The following is a 22,455-nucleotide window of genomic DNA, read 5'->3' as shown; positions in this document are numbered from 1 at the left end:
TTAAGACTAGCAAACAAAGGAAGCCTTCTGAAAAGTAGGAATTTGAATGTGGAATTTTCTAAAAAGTAAGTTAATTACGAATTGTTGTATTTAGGAAAAATACTATATTTGGTTACCAAAAATAACTAATCCTTAAAAACAATTTATGAGAAACTTATTGCTAAGCAGTATCTTGTACTGTTCATTTGCTACGTTGAGTTCCGTCTATGCACAAAAAACGGAGGCTCCAAAATACATTAAAAATGTCGAAGGAGTAAAAGAATATTCATTAAATAACGGACTCAAAGTTCTTTTGATTCCGGATGCTTCCCAGAGCAATATGGTTGTAAATATTGTTTATAATGTTGGTTCCAGAAATGAAGGTTATGGCGAGAAAGGTATGGCGCATTTATTAGAGCACATGCTTTTTAAAAGTACCAAGAATCTTGGCGATATTAAAAAAATGCTTTCTGATAAAGGAGGAAGTGCAAACGGGACTACTTGGTATGATCGTACTAATTATTACGAAGTTTTTCCATCAACCGATGAAAATTTAAAATGGAGTATTGAAATGGAAGCCGACAGGATGATAAACGCTACCATTTTACAAACCGATCTTGATAAAGAATTCTCTGTAGTTAGAAATGAGTTCGAAATTGGCGAAAATAATCCGGATGGAGTTTTGCAGGAACGTATACTTTCTACCGCTTACTTATGGCACAATTACGGAAATAGTACTATTGGTAGTAAAGAAGATATAGAAAGAGTAAAAGCAAATACTTTGCGCGTTTTTTATGAAAAATATTACCAGCCAGACAATTCGACTTTAATAATTGCGGGTAAATTTGATGAGCAAAAAGCTTTGCAATATGTAGGACAGTATTTTGGATCGATTCCAAAACCAAAAAGAGTTTTAGATAAAACCTATACTATAGAGCCAGCGCAGGACGGTGAGAAATTTGTAGAATTAAATAGAGCAGGAGATAGTAAAAATATTGGTGCTTTGTATCATACAGCTGCTTATGTAGATAAGGATTATGCTGCGATTGATGCTTTAGGCGAAATTCTAACAGCAGATCCATCGGGTTATTTATATAAGACTTTAGTAGAAACTCAAAAAGTATCTAGTATTTATTTTTGGCAACCAACGACGAGAGATGCCAGTTATATGTATTTTGGAATTGCGGTTCCTAATGATAAAGATGTTAAAGCAACAAAAGATTTAGTAAGAACTGAGTTGGATAAAATTGCATCGACAAAATATACTGATGAAGATGTAAGTAGAGCTAAAGCAAAAATTATAAAACAAATTGAAAGTGTTAAAAACAACACCATTTCGTTTGCTATAAATCTTACTGAAATTGTTGGAGCCGGAGATTATAGATTAGGTTTCTTGTATAGAGATGCTATTGAAAATTTAACAAAAGAAGATATTCAAAGAGTAGCCGAAAGGTATTTTAGAAGCAATAACAGAACAGTTGGGGTATTTATTCCTACTAAAGATGAACAACGCGTAAAACCTACAGAATATACAGATGAGCAGCTATTGGCCTTTACAAAAGATTATAAAGGAAAAGCTTTAGAAAAAGAAACTGCTCCATTTGAAGCTTCTATAAAAAACTTGAAACAAAATTTTGTTGAAGGAAAACTAAGTAATGGTGCAAAATACGGGTTGATAAAAAAAGAAATTAAAGGTGGTAAAGTTCAGGCTAGTTTTAAATTTCCGGTAAGTAATGAAAAAGATTTGGCAGGAAAAACGGATACAGGATCTATTTTGGCTCAATTGTTAAAAACTGGAACTAAAACCAAAACCAAAGAACAAATAAGCGATCGATTAGATCAACTGAAATCTAGTTTGAATTTTAATTATTCAGGACAAACCCTGGTAGTAAATGTCAATACTTATAAAGAGAGTTTTAAAGAGGTGATGGGAATTTTAGGTGATTTGTTGGTGAATTCAACTTTTCCGCAAAATGAATTAACTAAAACGATCAATGAGTATAATACTTATCTAGAATCAAGTTTAAATGATCCTCAATCTATTGCATTTGTAGAAGTTTCAAAACAAACAGAAAAATATTCTAAAGAAAGTATTTTTTATACGTCAACAGTTCAGGAACAAATTGATGCTTATAAAAAGATAAAACAATCTGAAATAGTTGATTTTTATAACAATATTTTAGGAGGAAACAACGGATTTGGAAGTGTAGTTGGAGATTTAGATGCTAAAACTACTGAGCAAATTTTAGAGAATACCTTTGGGAAATGGAATTCTAAATCAAAATATGTAATGGCACAGCCAACTTTTTTTGAAACTAAAAAATTAGATAAAGATTTTATTACTCCAGATAAAGAAAATGCTGTTGCAATAGGGAAAATAAGTTTTAAAATGAACTTAAAAAGTCCTGATTATCCAGCTTTTGTTATGGCAAATGAAATGTTAGGAAGCGGAGGGTTTTTAACAGCCAGAATTCCGATGCGATTAAGAGAGAAAGAAGGAATTAGTTATGGAGCGGGATCGTTTATAGATATTCCGGTTACAAACGATGCTGCATATTGGTTGTACTATGCTTTTTTAAATCCAACGAAAAAAAATGCGGTTGAAACGGCTGCTAAAGAAGAAATTTCAAAAGCATTAAAAGACGGTTTTACAGCTGAGGAATTAAAATCGAACTTAGTAAGCTGGCTTAACGAAAGAAAAACCAGATTAGGAAACGATGTGACTTTAATGGCTTTAACAAATGCTTATCTTCAATATGGGACACCACTTGATGATTATGATGCACTAGAAAGCAAAGTAAAAGCATTAAAAGTTGATGAAGTAAATACTGCTTTGAAAAAGTATTTAAGTTTAGATAAAATGACTTCTGTTTATGCAGGAGATTTTAATAAAAAATAATAAAAAGTAAATACCAATTTTCAAATTCCAAAATCCAATTGGAAGGTGATAATTTTAAAAACCGGAATGACATTCTAAATGTTTATTTCGGTTTTTTTATGTTATTCCTATTTTTAGAATTTGTAATTTGTGAAGTTTAGAATTTAAAGTTGGCTTTTGGGGTTATTTTTGTTTTTTTTAACCAGTTGTGTTAATAACTTAAGCGCTTTAAATCGTATTTTAACTGATATATAATTTGCGTTTTTATATATTTGCGTGTTAGACAATAATTACATTTTTTAGAATAAATTATATGAGCGAAGAAATCAAGAAGAACAATTATTCAGCAGATAGTATTCAGGCATTAGAAGGAATGGAGCACGTAAGAATGCGTCCATCGATGTATATTGGAGATGTAGGGGTTCGAGGGCTACATCATTTGGTTTATGAGGTTGTTGATAACTCTATTGATGAGGCAATGGGAGGACATTGTGATACCATTGGTGTTGCAATAAATGAAGACGGATCGGTAACAGTTGAAGATAACGGTCGTGGTATTCCAGTTGATTTACATAAAAAAGAAGGTGTTTCGGCACTTGAAGTAGTAATGACTAAAATTGGTGCCGGAGGTAAATTCGATAAAGATTCTTATAAAGTTTCCGGAGGTTTACACGGTGTAGGGGTTTCAGTTGTAAATGCACTTTCTGTTCATATGAAATCTACTGTTTTTAGAGACGGTAAAATCTACGAACAAGAGTACGAAAGAGGAAAGTCATTGTATCCGGTTAAACAAATTGGAGAAACAGACAAAAGAGGTACACGTCAGACTTTTTACCCTGACAATACAATCTTTACTCAAACTACAGAGTTTTCTTATGATACTTTATCAGCTCGTATGCGTGAGCTTTCTTTCTTAAACAAAGGAATCACTATTACATTTACAGACAAAAGAGAAGTAGATGAAAAAGGTGAATTTAAAGTAGAAGTTTTTCATTCAGATGAAGGCCTTAAAGAATACATTCGCTATTTAGATGGTAACCGTGAGCCAATTATCTCTCACGTAATCAGCATGGATCACGAAAAAGGTGAAATTCCGGTTGAAGTTGCCTTAATTTACAATACAAGTTATACAGAGAATATTTTCTCTTATGTAAATAATATTAATACTCACGAAGGAGGAACGCATTTACAAGGTTTTAGAAGTGGTTTGACAAGAACCCTTAAAAAATATGCAGATGCATCCGGAATGTTGGATAAGTTGAAATTCGAAATTGCGGGAGATGACTTCCGTGAAGGGTTAACAGCTATTATTTCGGTAAAAGTTGCAGAACCACAGTTCGAAGGTCAGACAAAAACAAAACTTGGAAACAGAGAAGTAGTTTCTCCGGTTTCTCAGGCAGTTGGAGAAATGTTAGAGAATTATTTGGAAGAAAATCCAAATGATGCCCGTATCATTATTCAAAAAGTAATTTTGGCTGCACAAGCGCGTCACGCTGCAAAGAAAGCACGTGAAATGGTACAGCGTAAAACCGTTATGGGTGGCGGTGGATTGCCAGGAAAACTTTCAGATTGCTCTGAGCAGGATCCTGCAAGATGTGAGGTTTACCTAGTCGAGGGAGATTCGGCTGGTGGAACAGCAAAACAAGGTCGTGACCGTGCATTTCAGGCGATTTTGCCATTACGTGGTAAGATTTTGAATGTTGAAAAAGCGATGCACCATAAAGTATTTGAGAACGAAGAGATTCGTAATATTTTTACAGCTTTAGGAGTTACCGTTGGTACTGCAGAAGACAGTAAAGCTTTAAATCTTGAAAAACTAAGATATCATAAAGTAATCATCATGTGTGATGCCGATGTCGATGGTAGTCACATTTCTACCTTAATATTAACGTTCTTCTTCCGTTTTATGAAAGAATTGATCGAAGAAGGTCACGTTTACATTGCAGCTCCGCCTTTGTACTTAGTTAAAAAAGGAAATAAAAAAGAATATGCTTGGAATGACGTTCAACGCGATCAGGCTAACGAAAGAATGGGAGGAAGTGCTGCTATTCAACGTTATAAAGGTCTTGGAGAGATGAACGCAGAACAATTGTGGGAAACTACAATGGATCCAAGTTTCAGAACATTACGTCAGGTAACTATTGATAGTCTTGCAGAAGCAGATAGAGTATTCTCAATGTTAATGGGAGATGAAGTACCGCCACGTAGAGAATTTATCGAGAAAAATGCAGTTTATGCAAACATCGATGCGTAATAAAACTTAAGGATCAATTCGTTTAATTGTTTAAATTTACTAAACGATTAAACGAATTGTCTATTTATAAAATAAACAAATTAATTAATAACCGATAAAGTATAAAATATGAAAGTTACCATTGTAGGAGCAGGAAATGTTGGAGCTACGTGTGCAGACGTTATTTCTTATAGAGGAATTGCAAGCGAAGTAGTGTTGTTGGATATTAAAGAAGGTTTTGCCGAAGGTAAAGCGTTGGATATTATGCAATGCGCCACAAATACTGGTTTTAATACCAAAGTATCTGGTGTGACCAACGACTATTCTAAAACCGCCGGAAGTGATGTAGTAGTTATTACATCAGGAATTCCGAGAAAACCAGGAATGACTCGTGAGGAATTAATAGGTATAAATGCAGGAATTGTAAAAACAGTTGCTGAAAATGTATTGAAACATTCTCCAAATACAATAATAGTTGTAGTTTCTAATCCAATGGATACTATGACTTATCTAGCTTTAAAATCAACCGGATTGCCAAAAAATAGAATTATAGGTATGGGAGGCGCATTAGATAGTTCACGTTTTAGAACGTATCTTTCGTTAGCTCTTGACAAACCTGCAAATGATATCTCGGCAATGGTTATTGGTGGTCATGGTGATACAACTATGATTCCGTTAACTCGTTTGGCATCATATAATGGAATTCCGGTTACGGAATTTCTTTCAGAAGAGGTTTTACAAAAAGTTGCTGCAGATACAATGGTTGGAGGAGCAACTCTTACAGGTCTTTTAGGTACATCAGCTTGGTATGCGCCAGGAGCTTCTGTTGCCTATTTAGTAGATAGTATTTTAAATGATCAGAAGAAAATGATCGCTTGTTCTGTTTTTGTAGAAGGAGAGTATGGGCAAAAAGATATCTGTATTGGAGTACCTTGTATAATTGGTAAAAATGGAGTAGAAGAAATTTTAGATATTCAATTAAATGACTCAGAGAAGGCTTTGTTTGCTAAAAGTGCAGATGCAGTTCGAGGAATGAATGATGCTCTAAAATCGATTTTAGTATAACGATTTTCGAAAAAAAAGGAGAAGACTGCACTTTTGCAGTCTTTTTTTTAAGATTAATTAATAAATAAATTGGTTAATCTTTTCGAGAATTATATATTTGCTCGGTTTAAAAAAAATGTTGTAATTCGTGATCTCGATTTTTTAGTTTTAAAAACTCATATCAGGGCTTATTTTATGGGACTTTAAAACAAAAACAAACAATAAAACATAATTAATTTTTAGTAATAATGCAGAATAAAGGACTTATTAAATTTTTCGCAATTCTATTTGCATTGGTAAGTATTTACCAACTTTCGTTCACTTTTGTGGCCAATAACGTCAAAAGTGAAGCTAAAGCTTTTGCAGGAGACAATCCTGACAAAGAATTAAAATATTTAGATTCTATTGGAAAAGAAAAAGTGTTAAATCTTGGTTTTACGGATTTTACTTATAATGAAGTAAAAAACAAACAACTTAATAAAGGTCTTGACTTAGAAGGAGGAATCAACGTGATTCTTCAAATTTCTGTTAAAGACGTTTTGAAAGGATTAGCAAACAACTCTAAAAATCCAGTATTTAATAAATCATTAGCTGATGCAACTGCAAATTTAGAAGGAAACAAAACCTATTTAAATAAGTTTTTTGAAGCTTTTGAGGCTAACTCAAAAGGAACGGTAAAATTAGCTTCGCCTGATATTTTTGCAAACAGAAGTTTGCAAGGAGAAGGTGGTGTAGATTTTCAAATGTCTGATGCACAAGTTCAAAAAGTAATTAAGAAAAAAGTTGATGAGTCTATCGAAAGTGCTTACAAAGTATTAAGAGAGCGTATCGACAAATTTGGTGTTACACAACCAAACATCCAAAAATTAGGAGAAACAGGAAGAATCTTAGTTGAGCTTCCAGGTGCTAAGGATGTTGATAGAATTAAAAAATTATTAGGTGGAAAAGCTCAATTAGAGTTTTGGGAAACTTATAAAATTGAAGAAATTGGAAACTTTTTAGTAGCGACTAACGAAGCTTTAAAAAAGACTGAAATCAAAAAAAATGAAACTAAAGCTGTTGTTAAAGATTCATTGAATGCTTTATTGACTGACGCTAAAGATTCTGTTGATACTAAAAAAGGAAACAATCCATTATTTGACAAAATGATCGGTCAAGGTGGTGGACCAGTTTTAGGTTATTTTGCTCCAAAAGATACAGCTGCTGTTAATTCATATTTTAAAAGAGCAGATATTAGAATTTTATTAGGTGCAGACCAACACAATGCAAAATTTGTTTGGAGTAAACCAACTAGTTTAAAAGATGCTAAAGGAAAAGAAGTTGAAGCAGTAGAATTATATGCTTTAAAAGGAAACAGAGATAACATTCCTGCTATGAGCGGTGGTGTTGTTACTGATGCAAAAGATACTTTTGACCAATTAGGAAAACCAGCTGTTTCTATGCAAATGAACAGCCAAGGTGCTAAAGTTTGGGAAGAATTAACAGGAAGAGCTTTTTCTCAAAAAGGATATATTGCTATTGTTCTTGATAATATTGTTTACTCTGCTCCTGGAGTTACTAGTGGACCAATTGCTGGTGGAAGATCTGAAATTACAGGTTCTTTTGACGTTGCTGAAACTAAAGATTTAGCTAATATTTTGAATGCGGGTAAATTACCGGCTTCTGCTGATATTATTCAATCTACTGTTGTTGGACCGTCTTTAGGTCAGGCTGCAATTGATGCTGGAACTATTTCATCTGTTTTAGGATTCTTATTAGTTTGTTTATGGATGGTATTCTATTATGGTAAAGCAGGTTGGTATGCTAACTTAGCATTATTATTAAACTTACTTTTCTTGTTTGGAATTATGGCAAGTTTTGGTTTTGTATTAACATTACCAGGTATTGCAGGTATCGTATTAACATTAGGTACTGCAGTAGATGCGAACATTATTATATTTGAAAGAGCAAAAGAAGAATTACGTGAAGGTAAATCATTGTCTGAAGCAGTTATTGCTTCTTACGGATGGCACGGAGCAATGCGTTCTATTATTGATGCGAACGTAACTCACGTTTTAACTGGAGCTATCTTGTTTATTTTTGGAACAGGACCAATTAAAGGTTTTGCTTTAACATTACTTATCGGTATCGTAACTTCAATGTTTACGTCAATCTTTATTGCCAGAATCTTTATCGATAGAAATATTGCTGGAAAAGGAGATTTAACTTTCTCTACAAATATTACTAAAAACTGGTTTACTAATTTCCACTTTGATTTTATTAAAATCAAAAAATTCACTTATATCTTCTCTTCAATTGTTGTAGTTGTAAGTTTAGTTTCTATCTTCTTCGTTAACGGATTAGATGAAGGTGTTGATTTTGTTGGAGGAAGAACTTTCCAGGTTAAATTTGAAAAACCGGTTGATGCTACTGTAATTTCTGATGAATTATCTGCTGCTTTCGGTACTCCGGTTGAAGCAAAAATATTAGGTGATGACGATCAATTAAAAATTACAACAAAATACAAAATCAAAGAAGATGGAGTAGCTGTTGATGAAGAAGTGAATCAAAAATTATACAAAGCATTAGAGAAATATTTCCCAAATGTTACTTATGATAAATTCACTAATACTTTTGACGGTAAAAAAGTTGGAGTTTTACAATCTTCTAAAGTTGGAGCTTCTATCTCTGAAGATATTAAAACAAATTCATACTGGGCTGTACTTGGTGCTATGGCTGCTATTTTCTTATACTTAATGGTATCTTTCCGTAAATGGCAATATTCATTAGGTGCGATTGCAGCGGTTGCGCATGACGTAATCTTTGTATTAGGTATTTACTCTTTATGTTATAAATTCATGCCTTTCCACATGGAAATGGATCAGCACTTTATTGCTGCGATTCTAACTGTTATTGGTTACTCAATGAATGATACTGTAATTGTATTTGATAGAGTTAGAGAGTTTATTATCGGAAACCGTAAAGGTAGTTTTGAAGATATCGTAAATGCTTCTATTAATACTACATTATCAAGAACATTGAATACGTCATTAATGATGATCATTGTATTATTAACGATGTTTATTTTTGGTGGAGAATCTATTAGAGGATTTATCTTTGCAATGTTAATTGGTATTGTTGTAGGTACTTATTCTTCATTATTTATCGCAACTCCAGTATTGGTTGATTCGATTTCTAGTGATGAGAAACATAATATCGAAGACAAGCATAATAATAAGATTTAATTATTGCTTTAATATAAAAAAAAGATCCAACGAAAGTTGGGTCTTTTTTTTGTGCTATATTTAGACCGGTAAAGTGTTATTTATGAGTAGAAAATTACTGTTGGTTATAATGTTTCTTTTAGTGGTATTGAAAGCTGTAGGTCAGGATAAAAAAAATGATTTGGCGATTGGTTTTAATTATGGTTTTGGGAGTGAATTCAGTAATAGAAACTATTCCTTTACAAATCACTTTTATAAAATTGAGTTGTATTATCGAATAAAAAAAGCGAAGCATTTTCAGTATGAAATAGTAGTTCAGCCGGAAGTCAATTTTGCAACACATCAATTATTAAATTTCTATTTTGTAAAGCCTGAAACACCAAATTATATTGAGAAAAGAGATGAATATACCAAGTTGAAAGATATTCATGAATATGTATTAAATATTGGTTTTTTGGTAAGAAAGCCAATTGGTAAAGTCTTGTCTATTTATGCTTTAGGAAGTGTTGGTCCGATGATTACTGATACTGAGACTGAAAGAATGTCAAATGGGTTTGCTTTTGCAGATGTTTTAGCTATTGGTTTTTCAGCTAAGATGAATCAGTTTCGATTAGATGTTCGTCCAAGTGTCAGGCATGTTTCTAACGCTGGGCTGAATAGCGAAAATGCAGGCTACAATACTAAAAATATTGAAATTGGTATTTCCTATTGTTTATAAAAAAAAACGCTCAATATCATCGGATATTGAGCGTTTTTATATTTAAAATAATTTTTTAAGATGCTGCTAAAGGATTTCTCTGCGCTCTAATGATAAAGAAAAGACCAATAATGATAAAAGGTATACTTAACCATTGACCTGTAGAGAATATTCCTCCTAATAATTCATTTCCGAATCCGCCTTGGCTTTCTTTTACAGATTCTACTACAAAACGAACAACGAATAAAAGAACCAGGAATAATCCAAATAAAAGTCCTGATTTAAGCCTTGCGTTTGTTTTCCAGTACAAGAAGAACAAAATGGCAAAGACAAAAATATAGCTAATTCCTTCGTATAATTGTGTAGGATGTTTTGCTGGAACTTGTGCTAATAAATCGGCAAATTTAGGATCTGTTACAATTGCTGTATATGCAGCTTTTGGATCAGCTATTTGCGTTGCATTGACTGCTTCTGATTTACTAAAGGTATCGTGTAAAAAACGAATTCCAAATGCAGAATTGGTTTCGTGTCCGATGATTTCAGAATTGAAAAAATTTCCAAGACGAACAAAAATTGCTCCACTGGCAACAGGAATTACAACGCGATCAAGAATCCATAATAATGGACGTTTTAAGATCTTTTTGCTGTAATAATACATTGCAATTATAATGGAGATTGCTGCACCATGACTGGCTAATCCTTGAAATCCTGTAAATTCAAATTTTGGTTCAAATCTAACTGGTAAAAATATTTCAAGTAAATGATTTCTGAAATATTCCCAGTCATAAAAAAAGACATGTCCTAAGCGAGCTCCAATTAAAGTAGCTAAAACAGTCCATACAAATAAAGAATCTAATTTTTCAATAGATTCATTTTCGCGTTCGAAAATCTTTTTCATTATGAACCAGCCTAAACCAAAAGCAATTACGAACATTAAACTGTAATAGCGAATCATAAAAAATCCTAAATCAATTCCTTCCGAAGGATTCCAAATGACATTTAAGGAGTGTGACATATATTAAAATGTTTTTTTGTTTTGTAAAAATAAATATTAAAAGTAAAGTTCTCCTTTATAAAAAGTTAATGTTTGTGTGAACATTTCTTTTCAGGAACCGGATCGTAGCCAGTTTTCCCCCAAGGATGGCAACTCAAAATACGTTTCATTCCAAGGTAACCGCCATAAAACAATCCGTGCGTTTGTAGGGCTTGAATCATATAGGTCGAACAAGTTGGTTCAAATCTGCAACTTGCCGGTGTAAATGGCGAAATTGCAGTTTGATAAAAGCGAACTAATAAAACAAATGGAGTAATTACTTTCATGATTTATTAGAAAATGAATTAATTATATTGAGAAGCTAGTGCCTTCTTTTCCGTCTTTTAATTGAATACCTAAAGCGATCAGCTGATCGCGGATTTGGTCAGAAAGCGCAAAGTTCTTATCAGCTCTGGCTTGGTTTCTCATTCCGATAAGCATGTTTACAGCACCTTCTAACTTATCGTTATTGCTGTCGGCAGCTTTCTCATCGCTTAAGCCTAAAACATCAAAAACAAAAGCATTAATTGCAGTTTCGAATGCGCTTAAGTCTTCAGCAGAAAGTGTTTCTTTACCTTCTTTCAATAAATTGATGTAACGAACACCTTCAAATAATTGCGCAATTAATATTGGCGTATTAAAATCATCGTTCATTGCATCGTAGCACAGTTGTTTCCAAGATGAAATATCAATTGAGCTTGTTTTGCTTGCTGCAATACTTGGTAAAGCATCTACAGCTTCCATTAATCTTTTATAACCTTTTTCAGCAGCTACAATGGCATCATCAGAAAAATCTAAGATACTTCTGTAATGAGCTTGCAACATGAAAAAACGTGTTACAGAAGCTGAAAAAGCTTTGCTTAAAATGGTATTGTTTCCACTTAGAATCTCACCTGGTAAAATATTATTTCCAGTAGATTTTGCCATTTTTTTTCCGTTTAAGGTAAGCATGTTGGCGTGCATCCAATAATTTACTGGAGATTGTCCTGTACAAGCTTCGTTCTGAGCAATTTCACATTCGTGATGAGGGAATTTTAAATCCATTCCGCCACCATGAATATCAAAATGATTCCCAAGATATTTTGTACTCATTGCTGTACATTCAAGATGCCAACCCGGAAAACCATCACTCCAAGGCGAAGGCCATCTCATTATGTGTTCCGGTTCAGCCTTTTTCCAAAGTGCAAAATCCTGTGGATTTCTTTTATCAGATTGTCCATCAAGATCACGTGTGTTAGCAAGCATGTCTTCAATATTTCGACCGCTTAAAACTCCGTAATTATTGGTTTCGTTGTATTTTACAACATCAAAATAAACCGATCCATTGGCTTCATATCCAATTCCGGTGTCGATAATTTTTTTGATGATTTCGATTTGTTCGATAATGTGCCCTGTTGCCGTTGGCTCAATGCTTGGTGGTAAAAAGTTGAATGACTTCAAAATGTCGTGAAAATCTACCGTATAGCGCTGAACAACCTCCATTGGCTCTAATTGTTCCAAACGAGCTTTTTTGGCAATTTTATCTTCACCTTCATCAACATCATCTACAATGTGTCCAACATCAGTAATGTTTCGAACGTAGCGAACTTTATAATTAAGGTGTAAAAAATACCTGAATATAACGTCAAAAGACATAAAAGTTCTCACATTTCCTAAGTGTACATTGCTATAAACCGTAGGTCCGCAAACATACATTCCAACATTTCCTTCATGAATTGGGTTGAAATTTTCTTTTTCACCAGAAAGTGAATTGTATATTTTTAGGGGTTGACTGCTATATAGTGGCATATTTGTTTTTACTGTTTAACCGTTTATTCGTTTAATTGTTGATTTTTTTAATTGTTACTTGTTCAATCGGAAATTAAGAATCATGATGCAGCGATTTAACAAATTAACGATTTACCGATTCAACTAAAACTGAGTTTCTAGTTTGATGTAATCAAGAAATTCTCTTCTAGTTTGAGGATCTTTGAATTTTCCACCAAATTCAGACGTTACAGTGCTGCTTTCGATATCTTTAATTCCTCTTGAGTTTACACAAAGGTGTTTTGCGTCAATAACACAGGCAACATCTTCAGTTCCTAAGGCTTTTTGTAATTCCTGAACAATTTGCATAGTCAAACGCTCTTGAACCTGAGGTCTTTTTGCATAATATTCTACAATACGGTTCATTTTAGATAAACCAATAACTCTTCCGCTAGAAATATAAGCTACGTGCGCTCTTCCTATGATAGGTAACAAATGGTGTTCGCAGGTTGAATAAAGCGTAATGTTTTTCTCAACTAACATTTCGCCATATTTATAATTATTGTCGAAAGTAGATGCTTTTGGTTTTTTTGTTGGGTTAAGACCACCAAAAATTTCCTTTACGAACATTTTTGCTACTCTGTTTGGAGTTCCTTTTAAACTGTCATCAGTCAAATCCATTCCTAAAGTTTGCAGGATGTTTTCGACATCTTTTTTTATTTTTTCTATTTTTTCTTCGTCACTTAGATCAAATGCGTCCTCTCTTACAGGGTTTTGTGCATTATTGCTAAAATGACTGTCTCCTATTTCGTCTAAAAAATCTTCGTTATTTATCATTAAAAACTACTATTAGTATGGGTATATCTATTTAAGGCGGTAAAGATAATTAATAAAAAGGAAACCTTTTCTATCGTTTTTACTATTTAATTGCCTCTTTTTGGATATAATTTAAATTAAAACTCAAATGCAACTTTTTTAAAACACAAAAGACAATAACGTATAGGTTATTGTCTTTTCATGATTTTATTTTTGTCAATTACTTTTTGTTGTAAACCAAAAGTGCTTCTTTTAAAATATTTACAGCAGTAACTAGGTCTTTTTTATTTAAGACATAAGCAATCCTTACTTGATTTAATCCCATTCCAGGAGTCGAATAGAACCCGGCAGCAGGAGCAACCATGACAGTTTCGCCATTAAGATTATAACTTTCAAGAAGCCATTGTGCAAAATCATCTGCATTATCTATTGGCAATTGTGCAATACAATAGAAAGCGCCTTTTGGTTTTGTAACAATAACTCCTTCGATCTTATTTAATTCGGTAATTAGAGTATCTCGGCGGCCTTTATATTCTGCAATTACTTCATCAAAATAACTTTGTGGAGTGTCTATGGCAGCTTCACAAGCAATTTGTTCAATTGTTGGCGGACTTAAGCGTGCCTGAGCAAATTTCATAACGGTTGCCAAAACGTCTTTGTTTTTAGTAACCAGGCAACCAATTCTTGCGCCACACATACTGTAGCGTTTTGAAACAGAATCTACCATGATTACGTTTTGTTGTACCTCTTCAAGATTCATTACAGAATAATGAATATCGTCTCCGTCGTACAAAAACTCGCGGTAAACTTCGTCAGCAATTAAATATAAATCGTGTTTTTTGATTAAACCCGCTAGTTGTTTGATTTCGGCTTCTGAATATAAATAACCCGTTGGATTACCAGGATTACAAATTAAAATTGCTTTAGTTCTAGGAGTGATTAATTTCTCTACATCCTCAATACTCGGCAGTGCAAAACCAGTTTCGATTGTCGAAATAACAGGAACTACTACCGCACTTGTTGATGAGGCGAAAGCGTGATAATTAGCATAAAAAGGCTCAGGAATAATGATTTCATCTCCTGGATCTGTAATTGTGGCCAACGCAAATAATAAGGCTTCAGAGCCACCAGTAGTAATAATGATGTCTTCAGAGTTAACATTTACATTTTGGCGTTGGTAAAATTGAGCTAATTTTTTTCTATAACTTTCATATCCAGCAGATGGACTGTATTCGATAATAGTTCTGTCAATATTTTTTACCGCCTCGATGGCCACTTCGGGTGTCTTGATATCCGGTTGACCAATGTTTAAGTGATACACTTTAAGTCCTTTTTTCTTTGCAGAATCTGCATAAGGAGCAAGCTTGCGTATCGGTGATTCGGGCATGTTTCTGCCTTTGTGAGAAATTGTTGGCATGAGTTTTATTATTGAAGTGCAAATTTGCATTTTTTTTTCGAATTTAACGTAAACATTACGGGTACTTATTAAAATGTAACAATTATCAATATTTTTAGTAATTTTATCATAAAATATTATCAATGAAAAAATATTTCATGTTGTTTTTTGGGCTTTTGACAGCTTTTTCACTTCAGGCACAAGACAATTTCGTAATCGAAAAGAGTGCTTCCAAGGTTACTATTCCTTTTAAATTGATTAATAACCTTGTTTTTATACCAATTAAGGTAAACGGCATCGAATTAAATTTCTTGTTAGATTCAGGAGTCGAAGAGACAATCTTGTTTAGTATGGAAGAAAAACAAGAAGTTAGTTTTAAGAATGTAGAGAAAATTAAACTTCGTGGATTAGGAAGTGAAGAAGAAATAGAAGGGCTAAAATCGACGAACAATATATTAGAAACTCATGGTTTAAAATCGGAGAATCATTTACTTTATATTATATTAGATCAGAGTTTTAATTTGTCTTCACATATTGGAATTCCAGTAAATGGTATTATTGGATATAAATTTTTCAGAAATAATTTAGTTGAGATTAATTACCAAAAAAAGAAGATTTATGTTCATGCTAATACTGACGAAATTCATAAAAAATTAGATAAAAAGTTCAAAGAAGTTCCTATTACTATCGAAAGATCTAAACCTTATATCATAGCTACAGCCGTTGTAGATAGCGTAGATATACCTGCAAAATTGCTGATTGATATTGGAAACAGTGATGCTTTTTGGATTTTTGAAAACAGTAAAATTAAATTGCCTAAAAAAAACTTTCCTGATTTTTTAGGAAAAGGTTTTAGTGGCGATATTGAGGGACATCGCGCAAAAATTGGAAAAATTTCTATCGATGAGTTTAATTTCAAAAAACCAATTGTGTCTTTTCCTGATTCAAGTTCTATTCGAAATGTAAAAATGGTACCGGGCCGAATAGGTTCAGTAGGAGGTGAAGTTTTAAAACGATTTACAGTGGTTTTAGATTATGCTGATAAAACGTTATATCTTAGAAAAAACAGCAAATTTTCTGAACCCTTTACTTATAATAAAAGTGGAATCACAATTCAGCACAATGGACTTCAATGGGTGCAAGAAACAGTTCATTTAGAGACGGTAAAGGTTGCTACTTCATTAGATGATATAGAAGCGAATAATAAAAAAGACGGAGATTTTAAATACAAATTTTCATTAAAACCGGTATATGAAATTGTAAATATTCGTAAGAACTCAGCCGCAGAACGTTGCGGATTACAAAAAGGAGATATTATTGTAAGTATAAATAAAACAATACCTTATAAATATACTTTACAGCAGATAAATACGCTTTTAAAATCAGAAGAAGATATTTGGATAAATATGGAAGTAGAGCGAAATAGTTTGCTTTTGAAATTCAGATTTAAGCTGGAAGACGAATTGTAAAAAAAAAGGAAAACAATAATTTATGCAATCATGAATAAAAAGCAATTGTATTGTAATTCGTTCTTTTTATTTATTTAAAATTTGTGAAAAATTAACTACTAATTTATGTTTTTACTTATTTAACACTATTATTTTATTATGTTTATAAAAAATATTGTTTATGGTTAAAAACTACATTAATTTCTTACAATTTGTATTGTTTTTCGTTGTTTTATCAGTTTTACCTTCAAAAATTAGTGCTCAGTGCGCCGGAAGTGATGTGCAAAAAATAATTTGTGACATTGAAAATCCAAGCTATAAAAACTTATCGTTATTTTCGTTACTAGGTGGTTCTCCAATTCCCGGCGGTACCTGGTCTGACGATAATAAGTTGCGGGGGTTAGATCCAGCAACGGGAATTTTAGATGCACAGCTCATTACTAGCGGAGGGACTTATCATTATACGTATACTGCTCCTGCCACCGCAGGATGCTTAAATGATAAAGCAGTTATTACACTTGTAATTGGAGCATATGCAGGAGTTGGATCACAGGCAACAGTTTGTAGTGAATCTGGTAGTTTTAATCTTTTTAATGCATTTGACGGTACCGTTATGGGGCCACATTCAAATGGAAGATGGACCAATAGTTCCGGTCAATACGTAACATCATCATTGAGTGTTGGGAAGGTCGATCAAAAAACGACTCTTCAGTTTACGTATACCGTACCTCCTGTACTCGAATGTTCTGCGACTGCAAAGTCAGTCGATGTATTGGTAACTATTTTAAGAAGACCACAAACAGGAACTGCATCCAATCTAACCCTATGCGGAACTACAGGTTTAGCGGGCTATACTGATTTAGATTTGAATGATTTGCTTACTGGAGAAGATGCTGGAGGTGAGTGGGAAGGTCTGGGGTTAACTTCAGTTACGGATCATAAGATTAATCTTCAGGACGTGTTCAATACCTATGGAGCACATGAATATACTTATAAATATACTGTTTTGGCTGTTCCTGACAATAATATTTGTCAAGACAGAACTATTCCTGTAACAATTACACTCGAAAAAAGACTGGATTTTACTGGAGCGAAAGTGGTAGTTTCTAAAGATATTTGCGAATCAGACATTCCTTCAGCGACCTATTCGGCAGAAATAACGCAAGGACCGGACTTTATTCCTGACGGAGAATATAATGTTAGTTTTAGTGTTGTCGGGCCAATATCCGGTTCACAAACAGTAAAAGCAAATTTTGTAAATGGAGTATTAAATTTTCCAATTCGATCGTCTTATTTTCAGCGCGTTGGAAAGTTTACAATAACTATTACAAATATAGTTTCGACATCCAGCAGAAATTCTTGCGTAAATATTTTTAGTCCATTCGCAACAGATTTAACAATTTACCCTTTACCACGTTTAGATGGAGGGACATTAACAACAAGTCCGATTTGTCAGAATGAAGCAGCAACTATTCAAATTAATGCTGCTCAATTGCTTGATGGGGATTATAGTATCACATACATTATAAACGGTGATAATTCGGCAACAGCGCAGACGGCAGATTTAACAGCCACAGGCGGAAAAGGAACTTTCGAAATTCCGGGAAATCTTAATGTAAAAAGCGGATTGTCAGTTATTACAATTCTTAACATTATCAATATTACAAATCCTGCACCACAATGCAGCAATACAGCAAATGTGGTTGGAAATCTATATGTTAATCCGTTGCCTAATGTGACGGCTGTAAAAATTGCAGTTGATGACAATTGTTTTAATGAACAATTTACTGCTAAAGTATCTGGTTTAGGAAATCTGACTGCAGCTAAACTTTCATATGTGCTTTCAGATAGTAATGTTTCGGCATTGCAAACAGTTGATTTAGCTATTGTAAACGGCAATGCAAGTTTTTCTGTTCCGCCAGGATTGCTATTAAATTCGGGTTCAACTACAATATCAGCAAGTGGTTTGACGAATACAACTACAGGCTGTACAAGTGCATTGAATATTTCAGATGTTTTTTTAGTGAATGCTTTGCCTGTAGCGCCAGTTGCCGGAAATCAGCCTTTTTGTAAAGTCGATCGAGCTACAATTGCCAATTTAACTCCACATGGAAATCAGTATAAATGGTATATTTCTGATGCTTCAACAACAGCTTTGGCAGATACTTATCTTTTAAAATCAGAAGATTATTATCTAAGAGAATTTTCTGCTGCAGGATGTAAGTCACCATCAACTAAAATTACGGTTGTAGTAAACGATACGCCGGCTCCGATTTTAAATCCGGATGGGAAAGATTTTTGTGGTTTAAAAAATCCAACAATTTCAGATTTATCAAAAGTAACCAATGTAGCTTCAACGGTGGCGTGGTACGATGCTGTTGATAACGGAAATTTATTGACTTCGAGTACATTACTTGTCGATAAACAGACTTATTTTGGTTTTGATCTTTCAGGTACAACAAATTGTATTTCTGAGAATTATTTAGAAGTTACGGTGTCATTACTCGATTGTGATACCTCAGAATATAAGTTTTTTATTCCTGACGGATTTTCGCCAAATGGTGACAATGTGAATGATACGTTCAGAATTCCTGATATTGAATTTTTATACCCGGATTATACGCTTGAAATTTTTAATAGATATGGGAATGTAATGTTTAAAGGAAATAAAAATAAGTCCGATTGGGATGGAAAAAATTCTGAAGCTGCCGGTTTTGGTGACGGAATTGCGCCAAACGGAGTCTATTTTTATATTATCAATTTTAATAAAGATAATAGAAAAGCTCAGCAAGGCCGACTTTACCTAAACAGATAATTCCTTTTTTATATTATTTATATAATTTTCAAATGAAAAAAATACTACTTTTTATATCTTTTCTCTTTTACATTACATCAGCCTCAGCGCAACAAGATCCGGAATACACGCATTATATGTACAATATGAGTGTAGTGAATCCTGCGTATGCAACAGGAGTTCCGGCAATGTTGAATCTTGGAGGATTGTACAGAACACAATGGGTTGGAGCTGTTGGAGCGCCAAAAACTTTTACTTTCTTTGGGCATACTGCTGTGACTGATAAAGTCGAGGTAGGACTTTCGTTAGTTTCAGACGATATTGGCGATGGGGCAAAAAAGGAGAATAATTTTTATGCTGACTTTGCATATGTTTTAAATCTAGGCGGAAAAAATAAACTTTCGTTAGGTTTAAAAGCTGGTTTTACTTCCTTACAAACCAATTTTAATGGATTTAAATTTAGTGATGCGGCTACAGATTTGGCTTTCGCCGAAAATATAAACGTAACAAAACCAAATATTGGAGTTGGAGCGTATTATTTTAGAGATAATTTTTATGTGGGATTGTCTGTTCCAAATTTATTAAGTTCCAAACATATCGAAGAGAAATCAGGAATTAATGCGTACGGATCAGAAAGTATTCATACTTTTTTAACTGCCGGATATGTTTTTCAGATCAACGACATGGTAAAGTTTAAACCCGCTTTTATGTCAAAATTTGTAACCGGAGCACCAATTTCTGTAGATCTTACGGCCAATGTATTGTACAATAACAAATTCGAATTGGGTGCTGCTTACAGAGTTAATGATGCCGTAAGTGCTTTAATGAATATTAATGTTACGCCTTCGTTGAGAGTGGGTTATGCTTATGATCATACACTTTCGAATATGGGACAGTTTAATTCCGGGACACACGAAATCATGTTGCTCTTTAATTTGGATTTATTAGGAAAAGGATATGATAAATCACCAAGATTCTTCTAATATGAAAAATATGAAAAAACTACTCGTTATTGTATTCGTATTTTCAATACAGTTTATAAATGCTCAAGATCTCGAATTGGCAAGAGCCAAACGATTTTTCGATAAAACTTTTTATAGCGAATCAATTGTTTTATATGAAAAGTTAGTTCAGGAAAAACCTTCTCAGGAAGTTATTAAAAACCTTGCCGACTCTTATTTTTATACCAATGATTTAATAAAAGCGCAACGCTATTACAGGCTTTTAATTAAAAATTATAATAATGATTTAGATCGTAATTATTATTTCAGATATGCACAAACCTTAAAAGCAAGCAATAGTAATGATGATGCTAATGCGGCTTTAAAAGAATATTATTCAAGATCTGCAAATGCAAATGATGTTGTAAATTTTGAAAAGGATATTAAAGTCCTGGAAAATGTAACAGCAATAGGAAAACGATTTGAGATTAGAAACCTGGCAATAAACACACCTAATTCTGAGTTTGGAGCTGTAAAGTACAATGATAATTTGGTTTTTGCAGGAGTTAAATTGAAACCCGGATTATTTGATAAAAAGTTCAAATGGGATAATGAAACCTATTTGAATTTAGTTTCAATTCCTTTAAAAAACATTAATTCAGCTGATTCTGTAGTACATTATTTTTCGAAAGAATTAAAAACCGGAATGCACGAATCGAATGCTGTTTTTACAAAAGATGGTAAAACGATTTATTTTACCCGAAATAATTCTAAAAAAGGAAGTAAGAAAACAAACGATCAGAAAATTTCGAATCTTCAAATTTTTAAAGCCGAATTGGTTGATGGTAAATGGACAAATGTGACATCACTTCCGTTTAATAGTTCTAATTATTCGGTAGAACATCCCGCTTTAAGCACCGATGAGAAAGTATTGTATTTTGCTTCAGATATGCCGGGAAGTTTGGGTTCATTCGACATTTATTCGGTAAACATAAATAAAGGCGCATTTGATACGCCAAAAAACTTAGGTCCAATTGTTAATACAGAAAAAAGAGAACAATTTCCGTTCGCATCCGCAGACAATAAACTGTATTTTTCGTCAGATGGTCATTTAGGATACGGTTCACTTGATGTTTTTGTATCAGAAATTAACGGAAATGAATACTCAAAACCCATAAATATCGGTTTACCGTTAAACTCCAATTTAGACGATTTTTCATTTAATATAGATTCAAATACAAAAGAAGGATATTTTGCTTCGAATAGAGAAGGAGGAAAAGGAAGCGACGATATTTATCAGTTCAAAGAAATAAAAGAGCTATTAGTAGAAGATTGTAAACAGTTCATTGTTGGAATAATTACAGATATTGATACCAAATTTGCTTTAGAAAATGCAATTGTAACATTACAAGATTCAGATAAAAAAATATTGAAAACCGCTGTAACAGGAACAGACGGAAAATTCAGTTTTACAGTAGCTTGCGAGAGTTCGTTTACCGTTTCGAGTTCTAAAGAAAAATACACAACTGAATCCAGATCAGTTTCTTCTGGGAAAATCAGAAATGTGAGCAATGATGGATCTATGGCATTAAAGTCTTTAGAAAACATAAAGCAAGAAGAAAAGATAATTGCCGAAAATAAGCGAAAGCAAGAAATTATTATAGAAGAAGAAAATAAGAAAAAAGAAGCACTCGTAGCAATTGAATTAAAACAAAAAGAGAAAAAAGCCAAAGAAGCTGAAGTTGTCGCCGCCGAGGTTAGAAAGAATGAAAAGGTAAAACAGATTTTAGAGAAAGAAAAAGATGTTATCAAAGATAAAGACAGATTGATTATTAAAACAGATCCTATTTATTTTGATTACGATTTATGGTACATCCGAAAAGAATCTAAAGTAGTTTTAGGAAGAGTTGTAGAACTAATGAAGAAATATCCTGAAATGGTTATTGAAATAGGATCGCACACAGATTCAAGAGGTAATTTGAAATATAATGAAGAATTATCTCAAAAAAGAGCCAATTCTACTAGAGAATTTATCATAGAATCAGGTATAAATGCTAAAAGAGTTCAGGCAAAAGGTTACGGAGAATCAGTGCCAATTATAAAATGTAAAACAGATGAAGCCTGCTCAGAAGAAGAGCATGAGTTGAATAGAAGGTCTGAATTTGTGATTAAGAATTTATAAAGTGGAAAATTTTGCAAAAAACTTTCTGTTGATTTCTTTTTTATTAATTTTATAAAATAACCGTG

14 protein-coding genes are annotated in these 22,455 nt (G+C 33.1%); 9 read left to right on the top strand and 5 right to left on the bottom strand.

Annotated features, from left to right (window positions below; all coding sequences use genetic code 11):
- Positions 1–145: 145 nt before the first annotated feature.
- The 5 genes from ACHRVZ_RS04630 to ACHRVZ_RS04610 all read left to right on the top strand — a co-directional run bounded on the left by ACHRVZ_RS04630 (position 146) and on the right by ACHRVZ_RS04610 (position 10,055).
- Complete coding sequence (locus ACHRVZ_RS04630; protein ID WP_395421011.1) at positions 146–2,878, top strand: M16 family metallopeptidase; 2,733 nt, start codon at positions 146–148, stop codon at positions 2,876–2,878.
- Between the two features lie 292 nt (positions 2,879–3,170).
- Entirely contained in the window at positions 3,171–5,111 is a 1,941-nt protein-coding gene (gyrB, locus tag ACHRVZ_RS04625) for a DNA topoisomerase (ATP-hydrolyzing) subunit B (RefSeq protein WP_395421010.1), read from the top strand.
- 108 nt (positions 5,112–5,219) lie between these two features.
- Positions 5,220–6,155 carry a malate dehydrogenase gene (gene mdh, locus ACHRVZ_RS04620; protein ID WP_395421009.1) on the top strand — a complete coding sequence of 312 codons (936 nt, stop codon included), beginning with the start codon at positions 5,220–5,222 and terminating at the stop codon, positions 6,153–6,155.
- A gap of 227 nt (positions 6,156–6,382) precedes the next feature.
- Positions 6,383–9,358 (top strand): protein translocase subunit SecDF, encoded by a 2,976-nt coding sequence (gene secDF, locus ACHRVZ_RS04615; RefSeq protein ID WP_395421008.1) that lies wholly within the window; start codon positions 6,383–6,385, stop codon positions 9,356–9,358.
- Positions 9,359–9,440: 82 nt separating this feature from the next.
- Entirely contained in the window at positions 9,441–10,055 is a 615-nt protein-coding gene (locus ACHRVZ_RS04610) for an acyloxyacyl hydrolase (RefSeq protein WP_395421007.1), read from the top strand.
- Between the two features lie 55 nt (positions 10,056–10,110).
- Here ACHRVZ_RS04610 and lgt read toward each other — a convergent pair whose 3' ends face one another.
- From lgt to ACHRVZ_RS04585, 5 genes are all read right to left on the bottom strand, one after another.
- Positions 10,111–11,049 carry a prolipoprotein diacylglyceryl transferase gene (gene lgt, locus ACHRVZ_RS04605; protein ID WP_395421006.1) on the bottom strand — a complete coding sequence of 313 codons (939 nt, stop codon included), beginning with the start codon at positions 11,047–11,049 and terminating at the stop codon, positions 10,111–10,113.
- Positions 11,050–11,114: 65 nt separating this feature from the next.
- Complete coding sequence (yidD, locus tag ACHRVZ_RS04600; RefSeq protein WP_395421005.1) at positions 11,115–11,354, bottom strand: membrane protein insertion efficiency factor YidD; 240 nt, start codon at positions 11,352–11,354, stop codon at positions 11,115–11,117.
- Between the two features lie 22 nt (positions 11,355–11,376).
- Positions 11,377–12,855, bottom strand: a complete 1,479-nt coding sequence (cysS, locus tag ACHRVZ_RS04595; protein WP_395421004.1) for a cysteine--tRNA ligase — start codon at positions 12,853–12,855, stop codon at positions 11,377–11,379.
- 123 nt (positions 12,856–12,978) lie between these two features.
- Positions 12,979–13,650 (bottom strand): GTP cyclohydrolase I FolE, encoded by a 672-nt coding sequence (folE, locus tag ACHRVZ_RS04590; RefSeq protein ID WP_395421003.1) that lies wholly within the window; start codon positions 13,648–13,650, stop codon positions 12,979–12,981.
- 199 nt (positions 13,651–13,849) lie between these two features.
- A complete protein-coding gene (locus tag ACHRVZ_RS04585; protein ID WP_395421002.1) occupies positions 13,850–15,046 on the bottom strand; it encodes a pyridoxal phosphate-dependent aminotransferase in 1,197 nt (398 codons plus the stop codon).
- Between the two features lie 122 nt (positions 15,047–15,168).
- Here ACHRVZ_RS04585 and ACHRVZ_RS04580 point away from each other — a divergent pair, with 122 nt between their 5' ends.
- From ACHRVZ_RS04580 to ACHRVZ_RS04565, 4 genes are all read left to right on the top strand, one after another.
- A complete protein-coding gene (locus ACHRVZ_RS04580) occupies positions 15,169–16,494 on the top strand; it encodes a PDZ domain-containing protein (RefSeq protein WP_395421001.1) in 1,326 nt (441 codons plus the stop codon).
- A gap of 160 nt (positions 16,495–16,654) precedes the next feature.
- Positions 16,655–19,288, top strand: a complete 2,634-nt coding sequence (locus tag ACHRVZ_RS04575; protein WP_395421000.1) for a gliding motility-associated C-terminal domain-containing protein — start codon at positions 16,655–16,657, stop codon at positions 19,286–19,288.
- A 32-nt stretch (positions 19,289–19,320) separates the two neighbouring features.
- Complete coding sequence (locus tag ACHRVZ_RS04570) at positions 19,321–20,250, top strand: type IX secretion system membrane protein PorP/SprF (RefSeq protein ID WP_395420999.1); 930 nt, start codon at positions 19,321–19,323, stop codon at positions 20,248–20,250.
- A 10-nt stretch (positions 20,251–20,260) separates the two neighbouring features.
- Positions 20,261–22,390 carry an OmpA family protein gene (locus ACHRVZ_RS04565; protein WP_395420998.1) on the top strand — a complete coding sequence of 710 codons (2,130 nt, stop codon included), beginning with the start codon at positions 20,261–20,263 and terminating at the stop codon, positions 22,388–22,390.
- Positions 22,391–22,455 lie beyond the last annotated feature (65 nt).

The sequence above is a fragment of the Flavobacterium sp. FlaQc-57 genome (genome assembly GCF_044007395.1).
GTDB lineage: Bacteria > Bacteroidota > Bacteroidia > Flavobacteriales > Flavobacteriaceae > Flavobacterium.
Note: the sequence above shows the minus strand (reverse complement) of the source record. Positions and strands in the feature narration are given on the sequence as shown.

Coding starts and splice junctions, on each gene's coding strand:
- ACHRVZ_RS04610 (WP_395421007.1), top strand. CDS start 9,441: ATGAGTAGAAAATTACTGTTGGTTATAATGTTTCTTTTAGTGGTATTG.
- mdh (WP_395421009.1), top strand. CDS start 5,220: ATGAAAGTTACCATTGTAGGAGCAGGAAATGTTGGAGCTACGTGTGCA.
- ACHRVZ_RS04580 (WP_395421001.1), top strand. CDS start 15,169: ATGAAAAAATATTTCATGTTGTTTTTTGGGCTTTTGACAGCTTTTTCA.
- ACHRVZ_RS04565 (WP_395420998.1), top strand. CDS start 20,261: ATGAAAAAACTACTCGTTATTGTATTCGTATTTTCAATACAGTTTATA.
- gyrB (WP_395421010.1), top strand. CDS start 3,171: ATGAGCGAAGAAATCAAGAAGAACAATTATTCAGCAGATAGTATTCAG.
- yidD (WP_395421005.1), bottom strand. CDS start 11,354: ATGAAAGTAATTACTCCATTTGTTTTATTAGTTCGCTTTTATCAAACT.
- ACHRVZ_RS04570 (WP_395420999.1), top strand. CDS start 19,321: ATGAAAAAAATACTACTTTTTATATCTTTTCTCTTTTACATTACATCA.
- lgt (WP_395421006.1), bottom strand. CDS start 11,049: ATGTCACACTCCTTAAATGTCATTTGGAATCCTTCGGAAGGAATTGAT.
- folE (WP_395421003.1), bottom strand. CDS start 13,650: ATGATAAATAACGAAGATTTTTTAGACGAAATAGGAGACAGTCATTTT.
- secDF (WP_395421008.1), top strand. CDS start 6,383: ATGCAGAATAAAGGACTTATTAAATTTTTCGCAATTCTATTTGCATTG.
- cysS (WP_395421004.1), bottom strand. CDS start 12,855: ATGCCACTATATAGCAGTCAACCCCTAAAAATATACAATTCACTTTCT.
- ACHRVZ_RS04585 (WP_395421002.1), bottom strand. CDS start 15,046: ATGCCAACAATTTCTCACAAAGGCAGAAACATGCCCGAATCACCGATA.
- ACHRVZ_RS04575 (WP_395421000.1), top strand. CDS start 16,655: ATGGTTAAAAACTACATTAATTTCTTACAATTTGTATTGTTTTTCGTT.
- ACHRVZ_RS04630 (WP_395421011.1), top strand. CDS start 146: ATGAGAAACTTATTGCTAAGCAGTATCTTGTACTGTTCATTTGCTACG.